Here is a 26,036-nt window from a genome sequence, read left to right as displayed (position 1 = left end):
TGATGAAATTATTTCCTCATATAAAAAGAAATTTAGTATCTTACATTAATACAAATAAAATGACAATTATAATAGCGTTCTTTCTTTTTCCTATGGTAATGGCATATATCTATGGAATCATGGAAGAAGATATGTTTACAGGAAAAAGCTCTTTTGAGCCTATAAAGGTTGAAATTAGGTATGATAAAGATAGCAAAGAAGGAGAACTATTAACTTCTATATTGAAAAATAAAGAGGTAAAGGACTTTATAAATAGTGATGCTACAGAGGATTTTAAATGCAAGGTTACAATTAGTAAAGATTTTAATGATATAAATATACAAAAGTTAAAAGGCTCAGATAATGATACTGAGATGATAAAAACCTTTATGAAGTCATTTAGTGAAAATATAAATCAGTATAAAATAATTCAAACCAATGTAGAGAAACTTAATTTATCACCTATGGATAAAAGTCAGATGACAAGTAGCATTCTTATGAGCTTACAAGAGAATTCTAATACACCTACAGTAAAGGAAAAGATAGTAGAAGGCTATAGAACTCTAGGTTCAAGAGAGTATTACACAATATCTCTATTTAGTTTTACTTCAATTATGCTTATTAGTCTATTAATTAAAGGATTTTATAATGAAAGAAAAAAGGGAATATTAAAAAGAGTTTTCTCCACACCAAATAGTAAGTTAAATTACTTCTATGGATATGTAAGTTTTACAATGATTATGGCGCTTATTATTAATATACTTTATGTAACTATAAATAGATTTTTAGGAACAGCATTTACAGGAAATTATCTATACTTGCTAATGATAGTATTTCTTCAAAGTATTCTTGAGGCAGCAGTAATAGGAGCCATAATAGCATTAGTTAAGAGTGATAAAGTTGCAAATGGAATAATGACTATATTGATCTTTTTGCCAATGATAATTGGAGGAGTATTTTACAGTGCAGACATTATGGAGGTTAAAGTCCTTCAAGTACTTTCTAACTTTGCCCCTAATTCACTTATATTGAATGCATATAAAGGATTATCTATAACTGAAAGTTATAGTGGAGCATTAACTCAAATCATGATAATGATTGGTTTATCTGCATGTTTATTAGTAATCAGTACAATTAAAGTTAAAACTAGCTGGGAGGATTAGTTATGAGATTCTTAATAATACTAAAAAGCAACCTAAAAAGAATGTTAAAAAATAAAAGAAATCTTGCTATAAGCTTTTTAATACCGCTAAGTTTGACTTTAGCTCTAGGTTATGCTTTTAATAAATTTTCAAGTAGTGATAATCAAAGTATCATAGTAAATAATGACAAAGGAAGCTACGGAAGTGAGTTTATAAAGGAATATAGTAAGAGTAATTCGATTAAAGAATATTCTAAAGAAGAAGGGGTTGAAAAACTAAAGAAAAAACAAATCTCAGTATACTATGAAATTCCAGAGAATTTTACTGAAGAGATATCCAAGGGAGAAAAACCACAAATTCAAGCTGTAAAATTAGAAAGTGGAGGACAAAGTAATTTTGAGTTTAATGCTAATTCAATAGTTACAAAAATGCTTTTAAGAGAAAAATTTGAAAAGAGCGGACAAAAGATTTCACTAGAAGATTTAAGTTATAATAAATCTAACATTGAGGTTACTGGTAAAAATGCAAAAACAACTGGAGATATAGTAATGCTTAATATGATAATAAGTTTTGTACTTTTTGGAGCCATAGGAATAACAATAGAGCTTTTAGGACTTAAGAAACAAAATATTTTATCAACAAGCTTTACTACCTCAAATACCTCAAAAACCATAATTGGCGGAGTTTTAGTGGCAATGTTTATTTTAGCCGCAATAGGATATGGGATTGTATATCTAGCAAACTTAACTATAAACTCATTAGGAGATCCTTCCGAAGCTCCAGTTATATTAATTAATATAGCAGCACTATCATTGGTATCATTAAGTCTTGGAGTATTTGTATCAAGAATAATTAAGAATGAGAGTATGTTACAAGCAGTTTTACAAATAGTTATTTCGGTTTCTTGCTTTGTTGGGGGAAGTTTCATGCCAATCGAATATTTGCCTAAGAGTATTACTGTTCTTTCAAAATTCACACCACAATATTGGGCATTACAATCAATAAATACAGGTAATGCGTGGTTATCACTAGTAGTAATCTTATTTGCAGTAGTCTTGTTTACAGCAGGCACCTTTAAAGTTAAGAACTTTATAGAATAGAAAATAAGAGCCAAGCACCACTTATATTAAATGTGGTGCTTGGCTCTTTTAATAGTAAGTTATAGATATTATTTGCATTACAAAACTGTTTGCAGGAAGTGTTGATGAGTTTCATCAACACTTCTCGCAAACAGTTTTCAAGTATTTATTAAAATATAGGAATATATAATAAAGGCAATTGATAAAATATATTAAGAGATAATAATTATTGACAAATGAATTGAAAAAAATTATCATTTAATTAAAGACTAATACTTTGACAATCAAAGTATTAGTTTAAATTTAAATTTTCAAGAGGTGAAATGACAATGAATAATCTTCATAATATAAGTTGGTATGCAAGCAAAATAATTCCTGAGTTACCTAAGAAGGTGTTTAAGACTTCTCCCACTAGACTATTGGGAGGGCTTGCATATTCAATAGTTATAATAACAGGAATATTAATTATAGCTTTAACAAAAATGAATTTAATCAGTAATTTTATTATATCAATTGTACTAGGATTTAGTTTTGCAGCAATGGGTTTTTTAGGTCATGAAATTCTCCATGGTTCGGTAGTTAAAACTTCTTGGCTTAAAAACCTTTTAGGAGCCGTTGCTTTTTTCCCTCTTAGCGTAGGGCCTAAGCTTTGGGTAAAGTGGCATAACATGAATCATCATGCCTATACTCAAAACGAAGAAAAGGATCCAGATGCGTGGATGAGTTTAGAGAAGTATTTAAAAAGACCATTTATAGTATTAATATATAAAATTCCTTTGCAATTGAGATCTCTTGTTAGCTTTATATCACTAAGTATTACTTTTACCATTCATTCAACAAGAATGTTTGTAGAATATATTCTAGATATTAAAGAAAAAGGAAAGTTGACACTTTGGGCACAATTCATAGTACCTTGGACAGTCTGGATTGGATTATTGTTTTATGTAGGAATCACTAAGTGGACCTTTATATATTTAATGCCTGTGTTAATAGGAAACTTTATAGTAATGGCATATATATCAACAAATCATAGATTAAATCCGCTAGTAGAGATAAATGATCCTTTAATCAATAGTTTATCAGTAAGGGTTCCTAAGTGGATTGATATATTACACTTTAATTTTTCTTATCATACAGAACACCACTTATTTCCTAGAATGAATCCTAAATACTATCCATTAATTAAACAACATATAGTTAAATACTGGCCTGAAAGATATAATGAAATGAGTTTGTCTTCAGCACTAATCTCACTCTGGAAAACTCCTAGGATATATTATAAAGAAGTCAATCTTATAGATCCAGAGAAATGCAGAGTATACAACACCTTATATAAAGAATTAAAGTAGTCTTTCAAAGTAGCTAGATTTAAATCCGCTAAGGGTAAGCAGTAATTGTGATGGAAAATAAAAAAGCCAAATTAGAAAGCCAAATGGAATAAAGCTTATATTAGTAAAATTAAAGTTAGAGCTTAAGTTATACAGAGCAACATTAATATCGCATAAACAAAATAAGAGCATTCCCCAAAAAATTATATGGTGATATTTGTATTTCTTTGAGGCTATTATCAAATTTGTTAGTAGTAATATTCCGTAATATAGTGCAATTATAAATAGACTTATATTGCTGAGTCTATAAGAAAATACTATGAATGTTGGAATCAAAAACAATGACAGTATGATTGAAATAAGTACTAAGGATTTTTTAGTTAAAGATCTAAATAAATACGAGTACTGAACTAATATAAAAAAGAATATTCCTAAAAAAAGTTTGCCAGAGAGAACAAGGAATAAATCAGCTAAAAGTGTAAAAAACCTAGCAGATTGCAAAAATAAAAGATCCCTTTTATTAATGCAATCATTTCCTATAAATAAACTTAAGACAAAGCAAAGTAATATTGTAGAATATTTTAGGCAAATAGAAGCATAATTATAAGAATCCCTATTATATATGTCCATTAATAGGAATGAAAAATACAAGATAAAATTTATATAAATAAATAACTTCACAAGTGATTTTTTAGTCATAATATTGGCCCCTTATGAACAAAATATAAGTATAAATAATATAATGTACAGATATAGAAATTTTATGTTTTTAAATACACTGTTGATTTAACTAAAATTTTACAGTATAATCTTAGTAAATATATCAAAAGGAGGATAGAAAATGAATAATTGCTATGTTGATAGAATGAACAAAATTAGAGCAATATCTGTAAGAATTTCAGCAAATTCTTTATTTAACGGGATAAGTGCGTCTAAAATTGTATATTTTCAACATTAAGCAAGTAATTCATCTATAACCAGATATATTATATTAAAAGAAATGATATCCGGGTAAGGTGGTCTTGCCCGGTTTTTATATGGCTAAAAGTATATGGGTTAGTATATACTTTTTTATGGAATCCAGGCAGGAATATACTTGTCCGGATTTTTTGTTTTATATGAATAAAAACTTTCTTAAGACGTGGATTCGGAAAGTAGCACCTACCTGATTTAAGAAAGGAAGAGAAATATGATAGAAATAGCTTTGAAAGATTTAGTTAAGTATTATGGAGCAAATTTAGTTCTAGAATCAGTAAGCTTTGAGGTACACAAGGGAGAAAGAATAGGATTAGTAGGAAGAAATGGAAGTGGAAAAAGCACCATATTAGAAATAATATCAGGTCATGAAGAATTTGATGGTGGAACCTTAAGTATTAGAAAAGGTGCAAAAGTAGGATACTTAAAGCAAATACCTAATTACCCAGAAGAATATACAGGAAGAGATGCCTTAAATACTGCATTTATAGAGATAAATAAGCTTGAAATAGATATGGCTGATTTAGAAGAGAAAATGAGCAATTCCAGCGAAAAGGAATTAGAAAAAGTATTTAGTCAGTATAGTGAAGTACAACAGAGATATGAGATCTTGGGGGGATATGATAAGGAAGAAAAACTAAATAAGGTTTCTCAGGGGCTTAAGCTAAGTGATGATATGCTAAATATGACATTTAATCTATTAAGTGGAGGAGAAAAAACCACAGTAATGCTAGGGAAGATACTATTAGAAAACCCGGATATATTACTTTTAGATGAACCAACTAATCACTTAGATATGGAGTCGTTAGAATGGCTTGAAGGTTATATAAAGCAATATAGCGGAACTATTATTATAGTATCACATGATAGGTATTTTTTAGATAGGGCGGCTACTAGTATAGTAGAATTAGAAGATAATAAAAGTACTTCTTATCAAGGGAATTACTCTGCTTATGTAAAAAAGAAAGATGAAGATTTGCTTTTGCAGTATCAAGCATATAGTGACCAACAAAAAAAGATAGACCAAATGGAAAAGTCTATAAAGAATTTAAGGGATTGGGCAATCAGAGGAGATAATGGTAAATTTTTTAGAAGAGCAGCCAGTATGCAAAAAAGATTAGATAAAATGGATAAGGTTAATAAGCCTAATTTAAATAAAAAAAATATGAAGCTTAATATGATGCTAGAAGAAAGATCAGGGGAAGAAGTAATTAAAGTTAAAGAGGCTCATAAGACATTTGGGGATAAGAAACTATTTGTTAATGGAGATTTTAATGTTTCATACGGAGAGAAAGTTGCCTTAATTGGTCCCAATGGATGTGGGAAATCAACATTTTTAAAAATCTTATTAGGATATGAGGATATTGATAGCGGAATAATAAAATTAGGTGAAAGTGTAAGAGCAACTTATTTACCACAAAGTATTGAATTTAATAATGATAATGCGACAATACTAGAGTGCTTTAGAGAAGATATTCAAATCTTGGAAGGTAAGGCAAGAGAATATCTAGCAAGATTCATGTTCTTTGGAGAGAGTGTTTATAAAAAGGTTGGAAGTCTATCTGGAGGAGAAAAAACTAGATTAATGCTAAGTAAACTTCTATTTAAAGATGTGAATTTATTGATATTAGATGAGCCTACAAATCACTTAGATATTGATTCTATAGAAACTTTAGAAGATGCGCTAGAAGATTTTCAAGGGACTATATTTTTTATATCCCATGATAGATATTTTATAAATAAAATTGGTAGCAGAATTATTGAGCTTAGTAATAAGAAGTTTATTAGTTATGAGGGGAATTTTGATTACTACAAGATAAAAAAAGATGAAAGTTTAAGAAAAATAAGTCAAGTATTTATTGAGAAAGAAGAACCTATAAAGAAGTCTCATAGAACAAAAGAGATCATTCCAAGTAAGAGACAAATAGAAGAACTAGAGAATAATATAAATGATATTGAGAGAGAAATAACAGATTTAGATGCTAGAATGAGTTCGCTTGGAAGTGATTATGAAGAGCTTAATAAATGTCTTTCCATAAAGGAAAACTTACAGGAAAAGTTAGAGACCCTTCTAGAAAAATGGATAAAGATAAATGAATAAGTTGAATCAGGTGATAATAATTATCAAATAACTTGACAGCGAAATTTTCATGTGCTACATTAAGTAAAATATTAGTGAATTTTTGAATTCTTTGGGGGGATAAAATCATGAAGGAATTCTATATGAAAAGAGCTATTGAACTTGCAGAAAAAGCAGTAGGTTTTGTAAATCCAGATCCATTAGTTGGAGCTGTATTAGTAAAAGATAATAGAGTAATAGGTGAAGGATATCACAAAGAATATGGGGCTCCATCAGCAATAGAAGAAATATTATCTACCATAAAAGAAGATATAGATGGATCAGAATTATATATAAACCTTGAACCTGAGTTTGATATAATAGTTAGTAGTGGAATAAAAAAGTTATATATTGGAATGTTAAATCCAGATAGGGCTAAAAGTAATATAGAGAAGTTTATATCAAGTGGCATTGAAGTTAATATCGGCATACTAAAGGAAGACTGTGAAGAGTTAAATGAAATCTATAAGCATTATACTTTGTTTAAAACACCTTTTGTGTTTACGAAGTGGGCAATGACTTTGGATGGAAAGCTAGCAACTAAAACAGGTGATTCTAAATGGATAAGTGGAGAAGAAAGTTTGAGATTTGTCCATCATTTAAGACAAAGAGTTGCTGCAATTATGGTAGGAGAAAATACCGTGAGGCAGGACAATCCTATGCTTACCACTAGATTAGAAGGTGTTCAGATATCCAATCCTTTAAGAGTAATTTTATCTAAGTATGGTGATATATCTCCTGAAGCAAATGTCTTAAAGGTAGATAGTGATACTAAAACATTAATAATATGTTCAATTAATATTCCAGAAGATAAAGAAAAATTTTTAGTTAATAAAGGAGTACAGTTAATTAAGATAAAAGAAAAAAATAATAGAATAGAGTTTAAGGATATAGTGAAAGCTTTAGGAGAAATGAAAATTGATTCTCTCTATATTGAGGGTGGAAGCTCAGTATTGGCATCAGCCTTTGAAAGTGGACTTGTAAACAAGGTGTATGCAGCAATAGCGCCAAAGATTATTGGTGGAAAAGATGCTATAACTCCTGTTGGAGGAGTTGGAATTGAAAGGATGAAGGATGCTATTGTATTAAAAAATGTTAAACATGAGATTGTAGGAAATGATGTTATTTTTAAAGGATATATTTAGGTGAATAAAAGGAGGAAAAATATGTTTGCGAAGATTGAAGATGCAATAAAAGATATTAAAGAAGGTAAGTTAGTTATAGTAGTAGATGATGATAATAAGGATAATACAGGGGTTTTAGTAGCTTCAGCAGAAAAAGTTACAAAAGAAGTTTTGAACTTCATGATAAAAAATGGAGGAGGACTTATTTCAGTTGCATTGACAGAAGAAAGACTTGAAGAACTTAATTTGCCAGAAATAGCAGAAAAGACTCTTGAAAGGGGCAAAGGGGATTATACTTTGTCTGTAGATTATGAAGAAGCAAAAAATGGAGTAGACGTTCAGGATAGAGTTTTAACTATTAAGAAGTTAATAGAACCAGGTATTAGTAGAAAGAATTTTAGGGTTCCTGGACATGTGTTTCCAATTAGAACCTTAAAAGGAGGAGTACTTAAAAGAGCTGCAAGAGGTGAAGCTATAGTTGATTTAGCTACATTAGCTGGATTAAATCCTTCAGGAGTAGTATGTGAAGTGTTGAATGATGAAGGTTCTTTAGCAAAACTATCTGAGTTAGTGGATCTATCCATAACTAATAACTTTAGTATAATATCGATAGAGGATTTGATTGCATATAGAAGAGAGAGTGAGTGCTATGTTGTTAGAGAAGCAGAGGCTGGACTACCTACAGCTTATGGAAACTTCAAAATGATTGGATTTGTTAATAAATTAAATGGTGAACATCATGTAGCTCTAGTGAAAGGTGATATTAATGAAGAGGATGAAGTTCTTGTAAGGGTACACTCAGAATGCTTAACAGGAGATGCCTTTCATTCTTTAAAATGTGACTGTGGAGAACAATTGGCATCAGCATTAGCAGCAATTGAAAAAGAAGGAAAAGGAGTACTTTTATATTTAAGACAAGAAGGAAGAGGAATTGGTTTAATTAACAAAATTAAAGCTTATAAACTTCAAGAAGAGGGTATGGATACTGAGGAAGCTAATATAGCATTAGGATTCCCAGCTGACATGAGAGATTACGGAATTGGTGCACAGATTTTAAGTGAATTAAAAGTAAGGAAAATAAGATTAATGACTAATAATCCTAAAAAGATAGTTGGACTTAAAGGTCATGGAATTAATATTGTAGAGAGAGTTCCATTAGTAATGGAGACAAATCTTCATAATGAAAGATATTTTAAAACTAAAAAAGAAAAAATGGGACATTTATATTAATTTAAGAACCCAATAGCTTGCCTGGTTAACAAGCTATTGGGTTTTTCTATTCTAGTAAGAACATAATAATATAATCTAAAGAATAATCAGTAAGAGATATATTTAATTTATTAAGTTTCTTCATTAGCTTATTTTTTAAATTCCTTGTATACCTTAGGGTGTAAGGTAAGAATTGTTCAATATATGAAATATAATCTTTAGAAAAAAAGTTTTTACTATCTGTAATTGCAAAAAGAATCATTAAAATACAGTTATTTTTAATAAATGACTTTAAGAAGCTACTATTTTTACTGCGAAAACAAGTAGAAGAGTCTATTATGTGAGTAGTTAAATTAATTAATTTGCTTACAATAGTATCAAGCGGGTACTTGCCAGATAGTTGAGACATTAGTGTCATGTGATTATTAACCAAATCATTTTTAAAATCTTGAAGATCATCGCAGAGTTGAAGAATAAATCCATATCCATAAGCAAATATTTCTTCTTCCTCCGATAGATTTCCATCAATTAAATAACCATCAGCTAATACCGATGAACCTCCTTTTTCAATAGATATATCTAAGATATCCACTTCATAAGGAATGCTTTTATATCCTTGCTGCATTAAGCTCTTTTCTTGAGCATTTTGTATATATAGTAGAGAATTATAGACATTTGGATAGTATTCTCTATTATATTTAGCCTCAATTAAAGAAATAAGGTTAAATACTTGTTCTTCATGAGAAGAAGCTGGAGCAATCAACTCTCCCTCAAGCCGTTTGGAAAGGTTAGTATTAAAAGTCTTTTTGCTATGTATTGAGATAGTAGTATTATCAAGAAAGTTATCTGTATAAGGATAAAGAAGGCTGTAACCCAAAATAGCACTAGTAAATTCGATCTTTTTGCCCAATACCTCTTGAAAAATATTAATTATCCAAACATTCCGCAGGGCTTACCCTATATCAGTGAATGGCAAGGTTGAATCAAAGTACTTACATTCCTTTATAAATCTACTTGTACTTATGAGAAAAGCATCTTTCATTTCTGAACTTATTCCACTAAAAAATATATTTTCTTTAAAGATAGTATCTATATGGTCTTTAAAGTCATTTTTCCAAAGAACTTGGTTATCAGATTCCTTTGGAAAAGTTTGAAGCTTTTTTATCATGGTGTCTATCAATATATTTAAATCTTTCTCGTTAAATTTTTTATCCGAATAACTATATTTTCTTAGGTCTATAAGTAAGTTAGTATCAGATTGCCACCAAAGTTTTCTATAATATGAATTTAAAAAATCAATTTTGGTAGTTTTCAAAATAAAATATCCCCCAATGCATCTTTTTAGTTTACAATAATATTATATAGCAGATATGTAAAAAGGTGGTAAATATTTTTAGTGGGTGAGGATATGGGGAAAGTAATAACATATTATCTGGGTGATGAGAAAAATTCAGCTGAAGAATACTATGATGTAATAAAGAGATTTTCAAAAGAGATAGTAGGATATGTTAAAGAAAACGTAGGAGTATTTGTAGAAAATCGTATGGAATACCAGAATAGAATTGATCCTAAAAAACTAAAAAAGAAAGAAGAGTATTACTTAGAGATATTAATCCTAGGCGTGCTTTGGAATGAATACATTAATAATGCTATAAAATCTAGGTTACTCTCCAAAACAATATTGACTAAGACTGTATATTTTAGGGTAAAAGGAAAGAAGATGAAAAAAGTAAGAATAAAAATAAAAGGCTTTCTTTCTACCATTATTTCTAAGAACAATAAGAGCTTGAGAAAAGATGTGACCAGGTCTTTTAATAATCTAAATAAACTAATTCAATGGTTAAAAGCAACTGGAGAATTTATATATGAAGTTAAGTGTCTACAAGAATGGAGTAATTACTTAAAAACAAAAAATAAAGAAGAAATTTACCAATTTCTGACTAGGAGTATTAAAATTGCAAATGAATTTGAGGAAAAGAGTAAAATTACATTAGGCGTTTATACTAAGGGAGTAGGGAGCTTTCTAAGAGAAGTTTATCCTAGTCATACCTGGAAAGAGGATGTTATATATTGTGGAAAGAGAGAAGTTCAATATCATTTAAACATGGTTGGAGCAGAAATACTCAATAGAATATATAGAGAAGATTTCCTAAAGACTGATGAAAAGAGAATTCTTTTACCAGGCTGCATGAGAAACAATTTAGAAGAAGAGTGCAGGGGAATAAGAACAGAATACGGGTATGTATGCATTAACTGCAAAAGTGATTGTGCTGTGAGCAAGTTATCATTAATGGGTAAAAAATATGGAGTTAAAGTTTTTGTAATTCCACATGAATCTCTAATATATGAAAACACCAATATTGAAGATAAAAGTATAGGCATTATTGGTGTGGCATGTGTACTTAATCTCATCTCGGGAGGAATGAAGGCGAAGAGTATAGGATTTATCCCTCAATGTGTAATTCTTAATTATTGTGGATGTAAAAATCATTGGGATGAAGAAGGAATTATAACTAACTTAGATATTAATAAGCTATTTACCGTATTAGCAATAAGTGACACTTCTGCAGACATTAATATAAAGTAAAAATTATACTAAATATTAAACAAATTATTAAATATTATAGGCAGGGGCAATTATATAGAAAGTAATCTTGACATATAAAAAATATGAAAGTAGAATTAGAACTAGTTGATAAATAAAAATTTAGGAAAACTATGGCGTTTTCATTTCAATTTTAATATACACTGGGGGGTGTATATTGTTTGGGATGTCTACGCTTTTTTTATGCAAAAAAATAAATTAAGTTGAATTGCTAAGTTAATTGAAAATGGGGGTAGAAAAATGAATATGTTAAATGGAGCTGATATGGGTTTTGTCTTTATTTCAGCAGCCTTAGTAATGCTAATGGTTCCTGGGTTAGCATTGTTTTATGGTGGAATGGTAAAGAGTAAAAATGTGTTAAGTACAACAGTACATAGTTATGCAGCCTTAGCTATTATTTCAATACAATGGATAATAGTAGGTTATACTTTGGCTTTTGGGCCAGACATAAAAGGAATAATCGGGGGATTTGATTGGGGTTTTCTAAAAAATGTAGGAATAACTCCTAATGCAGATTATGCAAGTACTATTCCTCACTTAGAATTTGTAATATTTCAATTGATGTTTGCAGCTATTACTGCTGCAGTAATATCAGGTTCTTTTGCTGAGCGTATGAGATTTCCAGCATTCTTAATATTTATGCTTTTATGGAGTACCTTAGTTTATGATCCTATCGCTCACTGGGTATGGGGAAGTAATGGAGAGCATATGGGGTGGCTAAAAAAACTTGGGGTATTGGATTTTGCAGGTGGGAATGTAGTTGAAATAAATTCAGGTGTTTCTGGGCTTATTGCAGCAATATTTATTGGAAAAAGAAAAAAGAGAAAACCTGAGCCTCATCATATACCAATGGCAATACTAGGAGGCGGTATTTTGTGGTTTGGTTGGTTTGGTTTTAATGCTGGAAGTGCTCTTTCTATGAATTATGTAGCAATTAATGCATTTGTAACCACCAATACTTCTGCAGCAGCAGGAGCAATTGCTTGGGTTGCTTGTGAATGGATTCTTTATAAGAAACCTACAGCTTTAGGAACTATAAGTGGAGCTATAGCAGGACTAGTGGCCATAACACAAGGAGCTGGATATGTAAGCCCTATGTCAGCTGTTGTCTTAGGATTTGTTGGAGGAATATTAAGTTTTCTTGCAATAGCAGTATTAAAAGCAAAACTTGGATATGATGATGCATTAGATGCCTTTGGATGCCATGGAGTTGCGGGGATTTGGGGTGCTATTGGAACTGCAATATTTGCATCTAAAGATATTAATCCGGCAGGAGCAAATGGAGTTATATATGGCAACTTTGAATTATTGAAAGTTCACCTTATTTCAGCAGTATCGGTTGCTTTATATGCAGCAGTAGTAACCTTTATAATATTAAAAGTAATGAGTTTTGTTATGAAAATAAGAACTGATGAGTCTCAGGAGTCAGAAGGATTAGATATATCATTACATGGTGAGGGAGCATATACAGGATTAAATGTATAGTAGATAGTTAAAATAACCTTAAGTTACTTAAGGTTATTTTTTTTACTCAATGGGGAAGTATAAATAGTAGACTATGCTATTAAGTATATAGTATTATGAACTTATGGGGGTGGTAAGTTATATGGATAAAAAGCTTATGAAAGTTGATATTATAACAAGAGCAAATAAATTTGATGAACTTAAAGATGCATTAAACCATATAGGGGTTACAGGAATGACTGTTTCTAATGTACTAGGTTGTGGAATGCAAAAAGGATATAAAGAGTATTATAGAGGTGTAGCAGTAGAAGTTAATTTGCTGCCTAAAATAAAGGTAGAAATAGTAGTAAGTGAAATACCAGTTGAAGTGGTTGTCGATACTGCAAAAAAGGTTTTGAGAACTGGTGAAATTGGGGATGGTAAGATATTTGTTTATGAATTAGCAAATGTTATTCGTATTAGAACTGGAGAAGAAGGTTGGGACGCTCTCCAAGATAGCAAATAATCTGATAAAATTGATAAATAAATTGACTACAAAGAATAAATATTATATATTTAAAAGTATATACATGTCAAAGAGGACATCCTAATGGGGGATGCCCTCTTTTTTTTATAAAATAAGGGGGGCTATAAATGAAATTAAGGTTAAATTATTTGCTGAATAGGAACTTAAAAAGCCATTCTGAAATGGTTTTTGAGGGTATTTCTAGGGGGAGAAAGAAAGCTCTTGAAAATTGGTTTAGGGATAAGTGGGTGCAATTAGAAACCACAATGAATACAATTAAAAGCTTAGATGAAGACAGTAGGGAAATTAATTTAGAGCTTGAGGATAAACTAAAATATTACAACGATTTTAGCGAACTCTTAGTTATTAATGAAGCTGGAAAAGTTATTATTTCAACATGTCAAAAACATATAGGAGATGATATGAGCATATTTCCTAACTTTGAAGAGGGGATAAGTGGTAATCAGCTTATGTATGGACCATACAATGATGAAAAAACCTTGGAATTAAATCTGTCTAATAAAAAGTTTTTTGATGAAGTTACGTTGTTGTTTTCAATTCCTTATAGAAATGAGAATAATGAGAGAAGAATATTATGTACAAGGGTCTTGAATGATGACATGAGTAATGTAATTCAAGATGAGGATACTCATATTTATAAAGATTCTGGAGATAATTATCTATTCATGATAAAAAGTGATAGAGATATTTTGCCAGGAACAGCTATATCAAGAAGTAGATTTGAAGATAATACATTTACAATGGGTGAAAATTTAAAGGATGGTGTAAAGACTAGCAAGTGGGGAGTAGTAAAAATTAATAAACATACTGAGTTTGAAGTGATTTTTAATGATCCGGCTACAGGAAAACTTCATCCAGGTATACAAAAGACCATGGGAAACGAGGAGAATCTAGATTGTTGGCCAGGATATCCGGATTATAGACACATCATGGTTGGAGGAAAAGGAACAATAATTAGACCACCATATTCTAATGAAGTTTGGGGAATGATGTGTGAAGGAGACATAGCTGAAATATATAATTTCAGAAGTGTAAATTTAAGAATTCCATTGGTTACATCTATAATAACAGCGTTATTTCTAATAGTAAGTAGAGTAATAACAGCAAAGGTTGGGAACTTTGGCATTGTTAGTGACATAGCTACTTGGATTATAATAACATTAGCAACGTATTTTATTTCTAAAAAAATTATTGTAAAGCCTTTAAATACAACTGTTTCTATATTACATATGATTGCAGAGGGAGAAGGAGATTTAACCAAAAGGGTAGAAAAGCTATCATCAGATGAAATAGGAGAGCTGTCTAGATGGTTTAATAAATTTATAAATAATCAAATGAATATGGTTAAGAGAGTTGGAACATCAGCTAAAACTACAAAACAATCAATAAAAGCAGTTTCAGAGTTAACAGAAAATATAAAAAATAGTATGAAGGTGATAGCTGGGACTGTAGAAAGTTTACTATTAAATACAAACAATCAAAATGAACTAATTCAAAATAATAAAGCACAGTTTAATAATATATCTACTTCGATTAAGGAAATGGACGAGTTGATTAATCAAGTTACTGAAAAAGCTATAAAAACAAGTAAGTATGCAGTTGAAGCAAATGGATCTTCTGAAGAGGTATTAAATTCTATGGAAGAACTTGATAGGATAATGGAGAGAACATTAAAAAGTATAGGATTATTACAAAAAAGATCAAGTGAAATATCACAAGTTATAAGTGTTATTAGTAGCATTAGTAAACAAACTCAATTACTATCACTTAATGCAACTATTGAAGCTGCAAGAGCAGGTGAAGCAGGTAAGGGCTTTTCTATAGTTGCTCAAGAAATATCAAAGTTAGCTTCTGAAACAGAGGAATCAACAGCTTCTATCAGTGAAATTGTAAGAAATATTCAATTAGAAACAAAGAATACTTCTGAAGCAATTGTGCAGATTAATTCAAGTGTAAAAAAATCTGTTATAAGTACTAAAGAAGCAATTAAATCTTTTGAGTTAATATCAAATAATATAACAGAGGTAACTAGAACTATGGAGTCTATATCTAAGATTACCAATAATCAAAGTATTGCAGTTAATCAAGTAGATATAGAGATAAATAAAATGGCCGAAGTGATAAGAAAAAATACACTTCAAGACGCAAGTAGTAGTGAAGAATCTCTTGGTCTTGTAGAGGATATATTAAGGCAAATTATCCAATTAAAACAAGTTTCTGAAGTAATGGTATATTCATCAGATAACTTAGAAGAAATTGTAGGCGGGTTTAAGATTGTATAGTATCTAGTATATTAAAATGCTGTAGCAGAAACATTTGCTACAGCATTTTTAGGTATTAATTAAATTTTAGAGGAAAAATTTAAAAAATAGTGTTTTGCTCTTCTTTATCAAAAATATGAATTTTATCCATGTTAAAAGTGAAATATAATTCACTACCAACAGATAGACCTTCCTTAGGAGTAGTTTTTATTATAAGATTTCTGTCTTCAGAAGTTATATGAAGAAAAACTTCTGCTCCTAAATTCTCAATAACTTCAATTTTACCCTTTAATGTACTCGAACCTAAATTAGAGTCTACTAGCCTTATATCTTCAGGTCTAACACCAATAATCATTTCTTGATCCATATAGTTTTTATCTTTAAGTATGGTAGCTTTATTTTTGTTTAATTCCATATTACTATCTAAACATTTAAGTATAGCAGTTTCATTTTCCATAACAACATGTCCATATAAGAAGTTCATTTGAGGGCTTCCTATAAACCCAGCAACAAACATATTTGAGGGATGATTATATATTTCTGTTGGTGAGGCAACTTGTTGAATAATACCATCTCTCATTACAACAATTTTTGTACCTAGTGTCATAGCTTCGGTCTGATCATGAGTTACATATATAAAAGTTGTTCCTAGGCTTAGGTGCAATTTAGCTATTTCAGCTCTCATTTGATTTCTAAGCTTTGCATCTAGGTTTGATAAAGGTTCATCTAGTAAGAATACTTTTGCATCTCTTACTATGGCTCTGCCCATAGCAACTCTTTGTCTTTGTCCACCAGAAAGAGCTTTAGGTTTTCTATCGAGAAGATGTTCAATATCAAGAATTTTAGCTGCATTCCTAACTTTTACATCAATTTCACTCTTTGGAGTTTTTCGAAGTTTTAATCCAAAAGCGATGTTGTCGTATACAGTCATATGTGGATAGAGGGCATAATTTTGGAAAACCATAGCAATATCTCTATCCTTTGGGGCTAAGTCATTTACAAGGTTTCCATCAATATAAATTTCACCAGATGAAATGTCTTCTAATCCTGCGATCATTCTTAAAGTTGTGGATTTACCGCAACCTGAAGGACCTACAAATACAATAAATTCCTTATCTTCTATATCCAAAGAAAAGTCGCTTACAGCTGTAACATCTCCAGGATATACTTTGCATATATTTTTTAATGATAGATTTGCCATACCTGTACCTCCCAAAATAAAAAACTAAATACTATAAAGTGATTATATTAATACTATAACACCAAAAAATTCCATTAAGCAAAGAAAATTATTTTTATAAGATACTAAGGATATTGAATATAAATGGCATAGTTGCTGGTCTTTAATAATATTCCATATGCTGAATTTAGAAAATTGTATAAAATGGGTAGAAAAAATATGTAAGATATCACAAAAGAAATTAATATGCATTATAAGTATTTACTTGCATTAAGGTAATTTGGTAGAATTTTATAAAAGGTATAAATAGGATAGTTTACTAAATTACATAATAATGAGAAAATAATTATAGTTAGCAAGATAAAATTATAAATGTTTAAAAGAATGTAGATATTATTCTATCTAGAATGGATGTGAAAATAGATGTCGGTAACTATAAGGGATGTAGCTAAGAAGGCTGGAGTTTCAGCATCTACGGTTTCTAGGGTTATTGCTAATAGCCCAAGAATAAGTGAAGATACAAAAATAAGGGTACAAAGAGTGATAAAGGAACTGGATTATCATCCAAATGCTATTGCTAGAAGTCTGGCGAAAAGCTCTACAAGAACAATTGGGCTAGTATTGCCTAATGAAGCTGAAGATTTGTTTAAAAACCCTTTCTTTATTAACGCAATGACAGGAATAAATATATGTGCTCAAAAAATGGGTTATTATATTATGTATTCTTTTAGTAAAAATGAGGAAGAGGAATTTGAGCTTGTAAAAAAATTTACTTCAAGTAATTTAGTAGATGGAGTAATTTTATTAATAGCAAGGGCAAATGATCGATGCATAGAGTACTTAAAGGATATGGAATTTCCATTTTCAGTAATTGGTAGACCAGAGGATACTTCAGAAGTACTTTGGGTAGATAATGATAATTTTAATGCCATGTATAATGTGGTAAGTAAGCTTTTGCAAAAGGGAATCAAAAAGATTGGTTTTATAAGCGGAGATAAAGAATGGAATGTTTCAAAGGATAGGTTGAATGGATATCTTCAGGCTCATTCTGTGCACGGAGTTCAAGTAAATGAAAGCCTTATAGTACAGAGGATAAAATTCAATGAAGAAGAAGGCTATGATGCTATGAAGTTGATAGCAGAAAGTGAAATTCCACAGGTAGTAGTAACTACGGATGATTTGTTTTCTTTTGGAGCACTAAAATATCTTAATGAAAATAACTTAAAGGATGTTGCCTTAGTGGGATTTAATAACACTCCATTAGCTGCATATCAAAATCCGCCATTAGCATCTGTAGATATCAATGCAGAAAAGCTTGGATATTATGCTGCTAAGCTTTTGCTTGGAAGTCTTAATGATAGTAACTTGGAGAGAAACCACTACATAATAGAAACTAATTTAATTGCTAGAGAATCAATTAAAGGAATACTCTAGAATATAAAAGAAAGACCCTTGCAGATTGTAATTAATCTTGTAAGGGTTCATTTCTTATAAAAAAAGGGGAAGTGTCGGGTAATTAACACTTCCTTAAATTATGGAGGTTTTAAAGTGTGCATTATTTAAAACCACTATAGAATTAATGCTGTTTTGTTAGTTCTATCTCTGAATCATATAGAAGAATTTTTAATGGGTCACCTTTTTCTAAGGTCACTAGCACTTTATCTTTTGAAACTTCTATATTTAAAACTCTTTCTCTAAAAAGAACTCTAAAGGAATATTTAATCCATTGGTCAGGTATAAATGGTTTAAATGAAGGAGTACCATCAATAATTCGCATACCGCCGAACCCCTGTACTATTGACATCCAGGTTCCAGCCATAGAAGTAATGTGTAACCCATCATCTGTATCATTGTTAAGATTGTCTAGATCTAATCTAGCTGTTCTTAAATACATATCATATGCTTTTTCTTTATCTCCAAGCTCTGAAGCCAAAATGGAGTGAACACAAGGAGAAAGAGATGATTCGTGTAGTGTTCTAGGTTCATAAAAATAGAAATTTTTACGTTTGGTTTCTAAATCGTATAGATGACCTAAGAAGTATAAACCTTGAAGCACATCAGCTTGTTTTATAAAAGGGGAGCGAAGTATTCTATCCCATGACCAAGTTTGATTTAGAGGTAAGTCTTCTTTAGGTATATCCTTAACTAGAAGATCCTCTTTATCAAGGTAACCATCTTGCTGTAAAAAGATTCCTAGGTTATCATCCTTAGGATAGTACATCTTTTTGATGACATCCATCCACTTGATAGTTTCTGAGTCTTTAATTGCTAATCTATTTAGTACTTCTTCATAACTTTCTGAATAAGAATTCTTTATAAATTCAAGTGTTTGAAGCGTGTATTCTAAAGTCCAGGATGCGATTCTATTTGTATACCAATTATTGTTTACGTTATTCTCATATTCGTTAGGGCCAGTAACACCAAGTATCATATAACAGTTTTTATTTTTATTATAGATAACTCTTCCTTCCCAAAACCTGCTTATTTCAACTAAAACATCAATACCGTAATCTAAAAGATGCTTATGATCGCCAGTATAATTAACATAATTATATATAGCGTAAGCTATGGCGCCATTTCTGTGGATTTCTTCGAAGGTTATTTCCCACTCATTATGACATTCCTCACCGTTCATGGTAACCATAGGATAAAGAGCACCTTTCAAACCAAGCTTAGCTGCATTTTCTTTTGCCTTTCCGAGTTGATTATATCTATAAATCAGTAAATTCTTAGAGATTTGTGCCTCGGATGTTCCAAGATAGAAAGGAAGACAATAGGCCTCAGTATCCCAGTATGTGCTTCCTCCATATTTCTCGCCAGTAAATCCTTTAGGGCCGATATTTAAACTTGAATCTTCACCAGTATAAGTTTGGTGAAGTTGAAATATATTGAATCTAATGGATTGTTGTGCTTTGACATCTCCATCTATGAAAATATCATTACTCTCCCAACTCGTATTCCATCCAGATATGTGCTCGTCCAATAGGAGATCAAAACCATCATTTTTAGCTAATTTTAAAGATCTTACAACATTATCAACTAAATCATCTTTAGGATAGTATCTGCTTGAACTTAGGGAGACATATTTTTCTAAAGTTAGAGTCTCTCCTTGTGAAGCATATATATTAAGTTTATGAGCTACATATTTATCTTCAACTAAAGAGCTTGGAGTAGTGTTTATTTCAGTTTTGTTTTTTAATAGTTTAAATGAGGTAGCTGAAGTTACATGAAAGTCCAATTTCTTCGTTTTTAGTGTTAGATAGGCTGAATCTTCGATGAAACCCTTATCAACCTCATCCCAGAAAGTTTCATCATAATTTGAATCCTCATTAACTATATTACCATCTAAATATGGTATTAGAGTTATGGTATCACAATAATTTAATGGAGTTATGGAGTACTTGATGCAAGCAATTTCTTTTCTTTTTTTACTTAAAAATCTTAAACTTTCTATTTTAGTTTCTCGACCATTTGGATCGATAATAGTAGAAGTTCTAGTTAAGGTTCCTTCTTTCATATTTAAGTCTCTTCTAAAATCTTTTATTGTAACTTTATCTAAATCCAATTCCTGATTTCCTAAAAAAACTTTTATTCCAATAAAATTTATGGAATTGAGGACTTTGGCAAAGTACTCAGGATAGCCATTTTTCCACCAACCAACTCTTGTTTTATCTGGATAATAAACTCCGGCTACATAAGTGCCTTGAAGGGAGTTACCAGAAAAGGTTTCTTCAAGATTTCCTCTTATGCCCATAAAGCCATTCCCAATACTCATTTGACTTTCGTAGATTCTATTATCCTTTGGATTAAAACCATCTTGGATAATATGCCATGGATCAAGTAAAACGTAATCTTTATTCATTTAATCACCTCAAAACTAATAGTAAGTAAAACGGTTGCACAAAACAGTTAAAAAAATTTAATGGGTTTATACCCAATTGAAAGGGTTGTTATAAATATAATAGCATTTTATGGATAATTTAACAATACTTTATAATGAATTTGGTTGAAAATGTTTTCTGGCGTTGATATACTAAAATAAAACAATGTAATTTTAAAGATTAGGAGGAGATGAAAATGAAAAAATCCGAGATAATTCATCAAACTTATGCAACCGTTTCTACAATTGGAATATATGAAACTATGAAACAAATAGGAAACAGAACACAATTATTGTTTACCAAAGGAAAAATTGAAGTGGAATATTTTGAAGGTGACATAGTAAGAATATTTCAAGGAGAAGAACATAGTAATCCAAAGGAAACTTCATCAGTAATGCAAATGAATAGTGTACAAGTTCCTATAGAAGAATCAGAAAAGAGCATAGCATTTAAAGGAAGTAGAGTTATAACCATAGTATCGAAAAATTGTGGGACAGTAGAATTTCTAGATAATTACGGAAACATAGTATTGGAAGATATAGCCCCAGCAGGTAAAGATAGCAATGGGAATATATTTATTACTAAGGATAATTCTGCATTAGGTTATTATGGCTTTGGTGAAAAGGGCGGAAATCTTAATAAAAAAGGAATGTATATAGAAAATTATAATACAGATGAACCAGATACGGATGATGAGAGTTACGTATATTATAAGACTATCCCATTCTTCCAAGGGTTAAAGGAGGACGTAGCCTATGGAGTTTTTTTTAATAATAGCTTTAGAAGTTATTTTGATATGGGCAATAGTTTTGAGGATAGAATTTTCTTTGGAGCTGTTGGGGGAGAAATAGAATATTATTTTATGCTAGGAAATAACTTAAGAGAGGTCACTGGATTATATGGGATATTAACTGGGAAAATGGATATGCCTCCTTTGTGGTCACTGGGCTATCAACAATGTAGATATAGTTATTTTTCTCAAAAGGAAGTAGAAGATATTCTAAATAAATTCATAGAAAAAGAAATACCATTAGATAGTATATATTTAGATATTCATTATATGGACGGATACAGGGTAATGACATTTGATAAAGATAAATTCCCAGAACCAGAAAAAATGATAAAGAAAATTCATGAGAACGGAGTAAAGGTCATCGCTATTGTTGATCCAGGAGTAAAGCTAGATGAAAATTATGAAGTATATAATAGAGGATTAAAGGGAAATCATTTTGTAAAAAATTATGATGGGAAATTAACTTTTGAAAAAGTTTGGCCAGGAATAAGTGCATTTCCTGATTTCTCAAATAAAGATGCTAGAGAATGGTGGAAAGATGAGTTAAAGAATTTTATATCAGTAGGGATAGATGGAATTTGGAATGATATGAATGAGCCAGCAGCATTTAATGAAGAGGGAACTCTAGATGAAAAATGTTTGCATGACGGAGATTACGGAGTAGTGGAGCATAAAGAATTCCATAATTTATATGGAAGAGAAATGAGCAGGTGCTCAAAAGAGGCACAAGAAGAACTTACGGAGAATAAGAGAAGCTTTTCCATGACAAGAGCTACATTTGCAGGTGGACAAAGATATTCCTCAGTGTGGACAGGTGATAACAGAAGTCTTTGGAGTCAGATGAGAATGAGTATGACCATGAATGCTAATTTGGGGATGTCAGGGTTTTCATTTGTAGGAAATGATATAGGTGGATTTTGCTTAGATACCAATGAAGAATTATTTATAAGATGGATGGAATTGGGGAGTTTTTTACCTATAATGCGAAATCATTCTGATGTACTTTCGAGAAGACAAGAACCTTGGAGTTTTGGTAAAGATGTAGAAAATATTTGCAGAAAGTTTATTAATTTGAGATATAAGTTAATGCCATATATCTATACTTCTTTCTATCATTCTTATAAAGAAGGAATACCCGTATTTAGAGCAATGGTATTTGATTATCCCAAAGATATGAAGGTATTAAATATGAAGGAGCAATTTCTTTTTGGTGAGAGTATACTTGTTGCACCAGTTTTATATGAAGGGGAACGACAAAAAAGGGTATATTTACCAAAGGGAAATTGGTATAATTTGGTTAATGGGCAAAAATACCAAGGAACTAAATTCTATAACTTTAAAGTTAATTTAGATGAGATTCTTCTATTTGTGAAAGAGGGGTCAATAATTCCGATTTATGAGGATAATTACTTAAATATGGACAATGTCCCAGATAAGGTGACATTAATTCCTTATGGAGAAAGGGCCACTGGAATAATTTATGAGGATGATGGGATAAGCAAAAACTATAAAATGGGACAATATAATTTATACAGAGCTAGTTATTCAGCCCATGAAGCAAAGCTAGAAAAGGAGTGTGAGGGATATAAGAGTAATAAGAAATATGCCTTTAAAAATATAAAAGAGATTTCTTTTAAATAGAGGTGAAAGACATGGACTCATTTAAGGATTATGTGAGAGAACTCATGAATAAGTTTCCATATATTATCGAAGTGACAGACAAGAATGGAGATTATATTTGTGAGTCAACAAAAATTAAAAAACTTGAAGGTATACACTTCCCTATTCAATACAATGATATCGTTTATTATGTTGAGATAGAAAAGAAAGAAGAAACGAGTATCCCTTTATTAAGATTCATTTTTGAAGAGAAATTAAAAGAGGTTCAAGAGTTAAAAGGAAATGAATTGTTTAATCTTATCAAAGGAAATTCAAGTTTTAAAGAAAATGATGAAATAATAAACAAAATTTTGAAGAAAGGGACACTGATACTTATTAAGGCGAAGAATCATTGTAAGGAAGTTTATGATATAGTCAAATATTCTTACAATAATGAAGAGGAATATAGGTATTGTATTTGGGAAGAGTATGTTGTACTGTTAGGAATTTTTGATGAGGTTTATGATCATTGCAAAAGTATCTTGCATAATGTTGAAGAACTAAATATTAGAAGTCCAAGAATAGCTTTAGAGGCTCTTTACGGAAAAACTAATATAGGAGAAGTTTTAAAAAGTCTTAAAAGTTTAATTGAATTAAGTGATAGGGTTGGAATAAGAAAAGAGATATTAACCTCAAGTAACATAATTTTTGAGAGAGTCATGGATGGAATAAATAATAATTTAAAAGAAGAGATAATAGCCACATATGAAAATTATTTAGATAGCCAAGATTCAGATACGTTAAAAACCATAGAGACTTTTTTTCAAAGAGATTTAAATATTAGCGATGCATCAAAGGAGTTGTTTGTTCATCGAAACACTTTGCTATATAGATTAGACAAAATAAAAAGAGAAATATCCATGGATTTAAGAAATTTTAATGAAGCAATGACTTTTTATGTTATATATTTTGTTTGGAAAAGTAATTCTAGGTAGTTTGGAGTGAGATTTATGAATAAGATAAAGGGTTGCATTTTTGATTTAGATGGAGTTATTGTTGATACAGCAAAATATCACTATTTAGCGTGGAGTTCCTTAGCTAAGGAGTTAGGAATTGCATTCAATGAAGATGATAATGAGCGATTAAAGGGTGTCTCAAGAATGGAGTCACTTAATATAATACTATCATTAGGAAATAAAAAAATGACACTAGAAGAAAAAGAGTTACTGGCAGATAAGAAAAATAAGAAGTACGTTGAGTGTATAGATAAATTAAAAGAAGAAGAAATACTTCCAGGAGTTAAAGAATTTCTTCAGGAATTAAGAAATGAAGGAATAAAAATTTCATTAGGATCAGCCTCAAAGAATTCAAGATTTATATTGGACAAACTAGCATTGAAGAATTACTTTGATTGCATAATAGATGGCAATAAAATAAGTAAGGCAAAACCAGATCCGGAGGTATTTCTAGCAGCAGTCAGGGAAATGGAGTTAAAGTCAGAAGAGTGTGTAGTATTTGAGGATGCATTAGCAGGAATTAGGGCAGCACATAATGGAGGAATGAAGGTTATAGGCGTAGGGAGTGAAGAGAATCTTTCTGAAGCAGATTTAGTTATAAAAGGCTTTGAGGGAATATCAACTGATATACTAAGTAAACTGTAGAATAAAATGAATATAAAAGAGTCACCTAGAAATATAATGAAAATACTAGGGGCTCTTATTTTTTTATTCAGACAAAATGGTGTAAGATATAAAGTGAATATATTTAAAGGTAGGTGATTTTATGAAAAAGTTTATTGGACTTAGAACATTAAAAACAGCAGTAGGTGCCACAATAGCTATAGTGATTTCAGAAGTCTTAGGGCTAAGATATGCAGTGTCTGCAGGGGTAATAACAATACTAAGTGTTCAAAATACAAAAAAACATTCAATAACTTTGGCCTTTCAAAGGTTAGGATCTACCTTATTAGCGTTGCTAATTTCAGCAATATTATTTTCTATAGTTGGATACAACCCGATAGCTTTCGGTCTATATTTGCTTATTTTTATTCCTGTTGCAGTTAGATTTAAGATGCAGGATGGAATTGTAGTTAGTTCAGTACTAGTAACACATCTGTTGGTAGAAAATTCAATATCTTTCTTTTGGATAAAAAATGAGCTGCTTTTAATGACCATAGGGGCAGGAATAGCAATTTTACTAAATACATATATGCCTAAAGTAGAAGATAGAATTAAGTCAGATCAGGAAGAGATTGAAAGTTATATGAAAAGAATCCTATTAAGTATGGCAGAGAGTTTAAGAAATCAATCTGTAAGTATTAGTGAGGAAGAACTATTCAGTAAGTTAGAAGATAAACTTAAAGAAGCTACAGAAAGAGCATACATAAATCTAAACAATAATATTTTGTATGAAGCCAAATATTACGTTAAGTATATGCAAATGAGAACAGTGCAATTACAGGTGTTAAAATATATGAGAGGACATTTTACAAAGTTTTATATTGCTTACTATCAAACAGAATTGGTAGCATCATTTACAGAAAGAGTTGCGGCAGCCCTGCATGAATATAATACGGCAGAAGAATTGCTATTGGATTTAAAAGAAGTCTTTAAGAAATGCAGTAAACAAGAGCTACCTAAAAGTAGGGAAGAGTTTGAAAACAGAGCAATGCTTTTTCAGTATTTAAATGATTTTGAACATATGCTAGAAATAAAAAGAGATTTTAAACGTGATATAGATAACCAATAAAAGGTAACTTTTACATAAAGAGAA

General features: G+C 30.5%; 20 protein-coding genes. 16 read left to right on the top strand and 4 right to left on the bottom strand.

Annotated features, from left to right (window positions below):
- The first annotated feature begins 2 nt into the window (after window positions 1–2).
- The 7 genes from L1S47_RS13015 to ribA all read left to right on the top strand — a co-directional run bounded on the left by L1S47_RS13015 (window position 3) and on the right by ribA (window position 8,976).
- Entirely contained in the window at window positions 3–1,142 is a 1,140-nt protein-coding gene (locus tag L1S47_RS13015; RefSeq protein WP_238883968.1) for an ABC transporter permease, read from the top strand.
- Between the two features lie 2 nt (window positions 1,143–1,144).
- Complete coding sequence (locus L1S47_RS13010) at window positions 1,145–2,221, top strand: ABC transporter permease (RefSeq protein ID WP_238883967.1); 1,077 nt, start codon at window positions 1,145–1,147, stop codon at window positions 2,219–2,221.
- A 308-nt stretch (window positions 2,222–2,529) separates the two neighbouring features.
- A complete protein-coding gene (locus L1S47_RS13005; RefSeq protein ID WP_238883966.1) occupies window positions 2,530–3,549 on the top strand; it encodes an acyl-CoA desaturase in 1,020 nt (339 codons plus the stop codon).
- A 421-nt stretch (window positions 3,550–3,970) separates the two neighbouring features.
- Window positions 3,971–4,129 carry a hypothetical protein gene (locus L1S47_RS13000; protein WP_238883965.1) on the top strand — a complete coding sequence of 53 codons (159 nt, stop codon included), beginning with the start codon at window positions 3,971–3,973 and terminating at the stop codon, window positions 4,127–4,129.
- Between the two features lie 588 nt (window positions 4,130–4,717).
- The gene (gene abc-f, locus L1S47_RS12995; RefSeq protein ID WP_238883964.1) at window positions 4,718–6,604 is read left to right on the top strand and encodes a ribosomal protection-like ABC-F family protein; all 1,887 of its coding nucleotides are present in this window, start codon (window positions 4,718–4,720) and stop codon (window positions 6,602–6,604) included.
- Window positions 6,605–6,711: 107 nt separating this feature from the next.
- Window positions 6,712–7,767: a bifunctional diaminohydroxyphosphoribosylaminopyrimidine deaminase/5-amino-6-(5-phosphoribosylamino)uracil reductase RibD gene (ribD, locus tag L1S47_RS12990; RefSeq protein ID WP_238883963.1), complete on the top strand. Its 1,056-nt coding sequence runs from the start codon at window positions 6,712–6,714 to the stop codon at window positions 7,765–7,767.
- A gap of 21 nt (window positions 7,768–7,788) precedes the next feature.
- Window positions 7,789–8,976, top strand: a complete 1,188-nt coding sequence (ribA, locus tag L1S47_RS12985; protein ID WP_238883962.1) for a GTP cyclohydrolase II — start codon at window positions 7,789–7,791, stop codon at window positions 8,974–8,976.
- Window positions 8,977–9,022: 46 nt separating this feature from the next.
- Here the strand turns inward: ribA and L1S47_RS12980 are convergent, their stop codons facing one another.
- On the bottom strand, window positions 9,023–9,865 hold the full coding sequence (locus L1S47_RS12980; protein WP_238883961.1) for a hypothetical protein: 843 nt from the start codon (window positions 9,863–9,865) through the stop codon (window positions 9,023–9,025).
- Window positions 9,866–9,907: 42 nt separating this feature from the next.
- Complete coding sequence (locus L1S47_RS12975; protein WP_238883960.1) at window positions 9,908–10,270, bottom strand: hypothetical protein; 363 nt, start codon at window positions 10,268–10,270, stop codon at window positions 9,908–9,910.
- Window positions 10,271–10,363: 93 nt separating this feature from the next.
- On the opposite strand from L1S47_RS12975, the gene L1S47_RS12970 reads away from it, so the two are divergent.
- The 4 genes from L1S47_RS12970 to L1S47_RS12955 all read left to right on the top strand — a co-directional run bounded on the left by L1S47_RS12970 (window position 10,364) and on the right by L1S47_RS12955 (window position 15,832).
- On the top strand, window positions 10,364–11,542 hold the full coding sequence (locus L1S47_RS12970) for a DUF116 domain-containing protein (protein ID WP_238883959.1): 1,179 nt from the start codon (window positions 10,364–10,366) through the stop codon (window positions 11,540–11,542).
- Window positions 11,543–11,800: 258 nt separating this feature from the next.
- Complete coding sequence (locus L1S47_RS12965) at window positions 11,801–13,045, top strand: ammonium transporter (RefSeq protein ID WP_238883958.1); 1,245 nt, start codon at window positions 11,801–11,803, stop codon at window positions 13,043–13,045.
- Between the two features lie 121 nt (window positions 13,046–13,166).
- Complete coding sequence (locus tag L1S47_RS12960) at window positions 13,167–13,529, top strand: P-II family nitrogen regulator (RefSeq protein ID WP_238883957.1); 363 nt, start codon at window positions 13,167–13,169, stop codon at window positions 13,527–13,529.
- A gap of 128 nt (window positions 13,530–13,657) precedes the next feature.
- A complete protein-coding gene (locus L1S47_RS12955; protein WP_238883956.1) occupies window positions 13,658–15,832 on the top strand; it encodes a methyl-accepting chemotaxis protein in 2,175 nt (724 codons plus the stop codon).
- Window positions 15,833–15,911: 79 nt separating this feature from the next.
- Here the strand turns inward: L1S47_RS12955 and L1S47_RS12950 are convergent, their stop codons facing one another.
- Window positions 15,912–17,012 carry an ABC transporter ATP-binding protein gene (locus L1S47_RS12950; RefSeq protein WP_238883955.1) on the bottom strand — a complete coding sequence of 367 codons (1,101 nt, stop codon included), beginning with the start codon at window positions 17,010–17,012 and terminating at the stop codon, window positions 15,912–15,914.
- A 402-nt stretch (window positions 17,013–17,414) separates the two neighbouring features.
- Here L1S47_RS12950 and L1S47_RS12945 point away from each other — a divergent pair, with 402 nt between their 5' ends.
- Window positions 17,415–18,425 (top strand): LacI family DNA-binding transcriptional regulator, encoded by a 1,011-nt coding sequence (locus L1S47_RS12945; RefSeq protein WP_238883954.1) that lies wholly within the window; start codon window positions 17,415–17,417, stop codon window positions 18,423–18,425.
- A 142-nt stretch (window positions 18,426–18,567) separates the two neighbouring features.
- On the opposite strand, the gene L1S47_RS12940 is transcribed toward L1S47_RS12945, so the two are convergent.
- Entirely contained in the window at window positions 18,568–20,853 is a 2,286-nt protein-coding gene (locus L1S47_RS12940) for a family 65 glycosyl hydrolase domain-containing protein (RefSeq protein WP_238883953.1), read from the bottom strand.
- 215 nt (window positions 20,854–21,068) lie between these two features.
- Between L1S47_RS12940 and L1S47_RS12935 the strand changes: the two genes are divergently transcribed.
- The 4 genes from L1S47_RS12935 to L1S47_RS12920 all read left to right on the top strand — a co-directional run bounded on the left by L1S47_RS12935 (window position 21,069) and on the right by L1S47_RS12920 (window position 26,012).
- A complete protein-coding gene (locus L1S47_RS12935; RefSeq protein ID WP_238883952.1) occupies window positions 21,069–23,306 on the top strand; it encodes a TIM-barrel domain-containing protein in 2,238 nt (745 codons plus the stop codon).
- A 44-nt stretch (window positions 23,307–23,350) separates the two neighbouring features.
- Window positions 23,351–24,259 carry a CdaR family transcriptional regulator gene (locus L1S47_RS12930; RefSeq protein ID WP_238883951.1) on the top strand — a complete coding sequence of 303 codons (909 nt, stop codon included), beginning with the start codon at window positions 23,351–23,353 and terminating at the stop codon, window positions 24,257–24,259.
- A 15-nt stretch (window positions 24,260–24,274) separates the two neighbouring features.
- The gene (pgmB, locus tag L1S47_RS12925) at window positions 24,275–24,925 is read left to right on the top strand and encodes a beta-phosphoglucomutase (protein ID WP_238883950.1); all 651 of its coding nucleotides are present in this window, start codon (window positions 24,275–24,277) and stop codon (window positions 24,923–24,925) included.
- Between the two features lie 121 nt (window positions 24,926–25,046).
- Window positions 25,047–26,012: an aromatic acid exporter family protein gene (locus tag L1S47_RS12920; protein ID WP_238883949.1), complete on the top strand. Its 966-nt coding sequence runs from the start codon at window positions 25,047–25,049 to the stop codon at window positions 26,010–26,012.
- Window positions 26,013–26,036 lie beyond the last annotated feature (24 nt).

It is taken from the genome of Clostridium sp. YIM B02551 (genome assembly GCF_022324735.1).
GTDB classification, from domain to species: domain Bacteria; phylum Bacillota; class Clostridia; order Clostridiales; family Clostridiaceae; genus Clostridium_T; species Clostridium_T paridis.
This window is presented reverse-complemented; position numbering and strand designations above follow the sequence as displayed.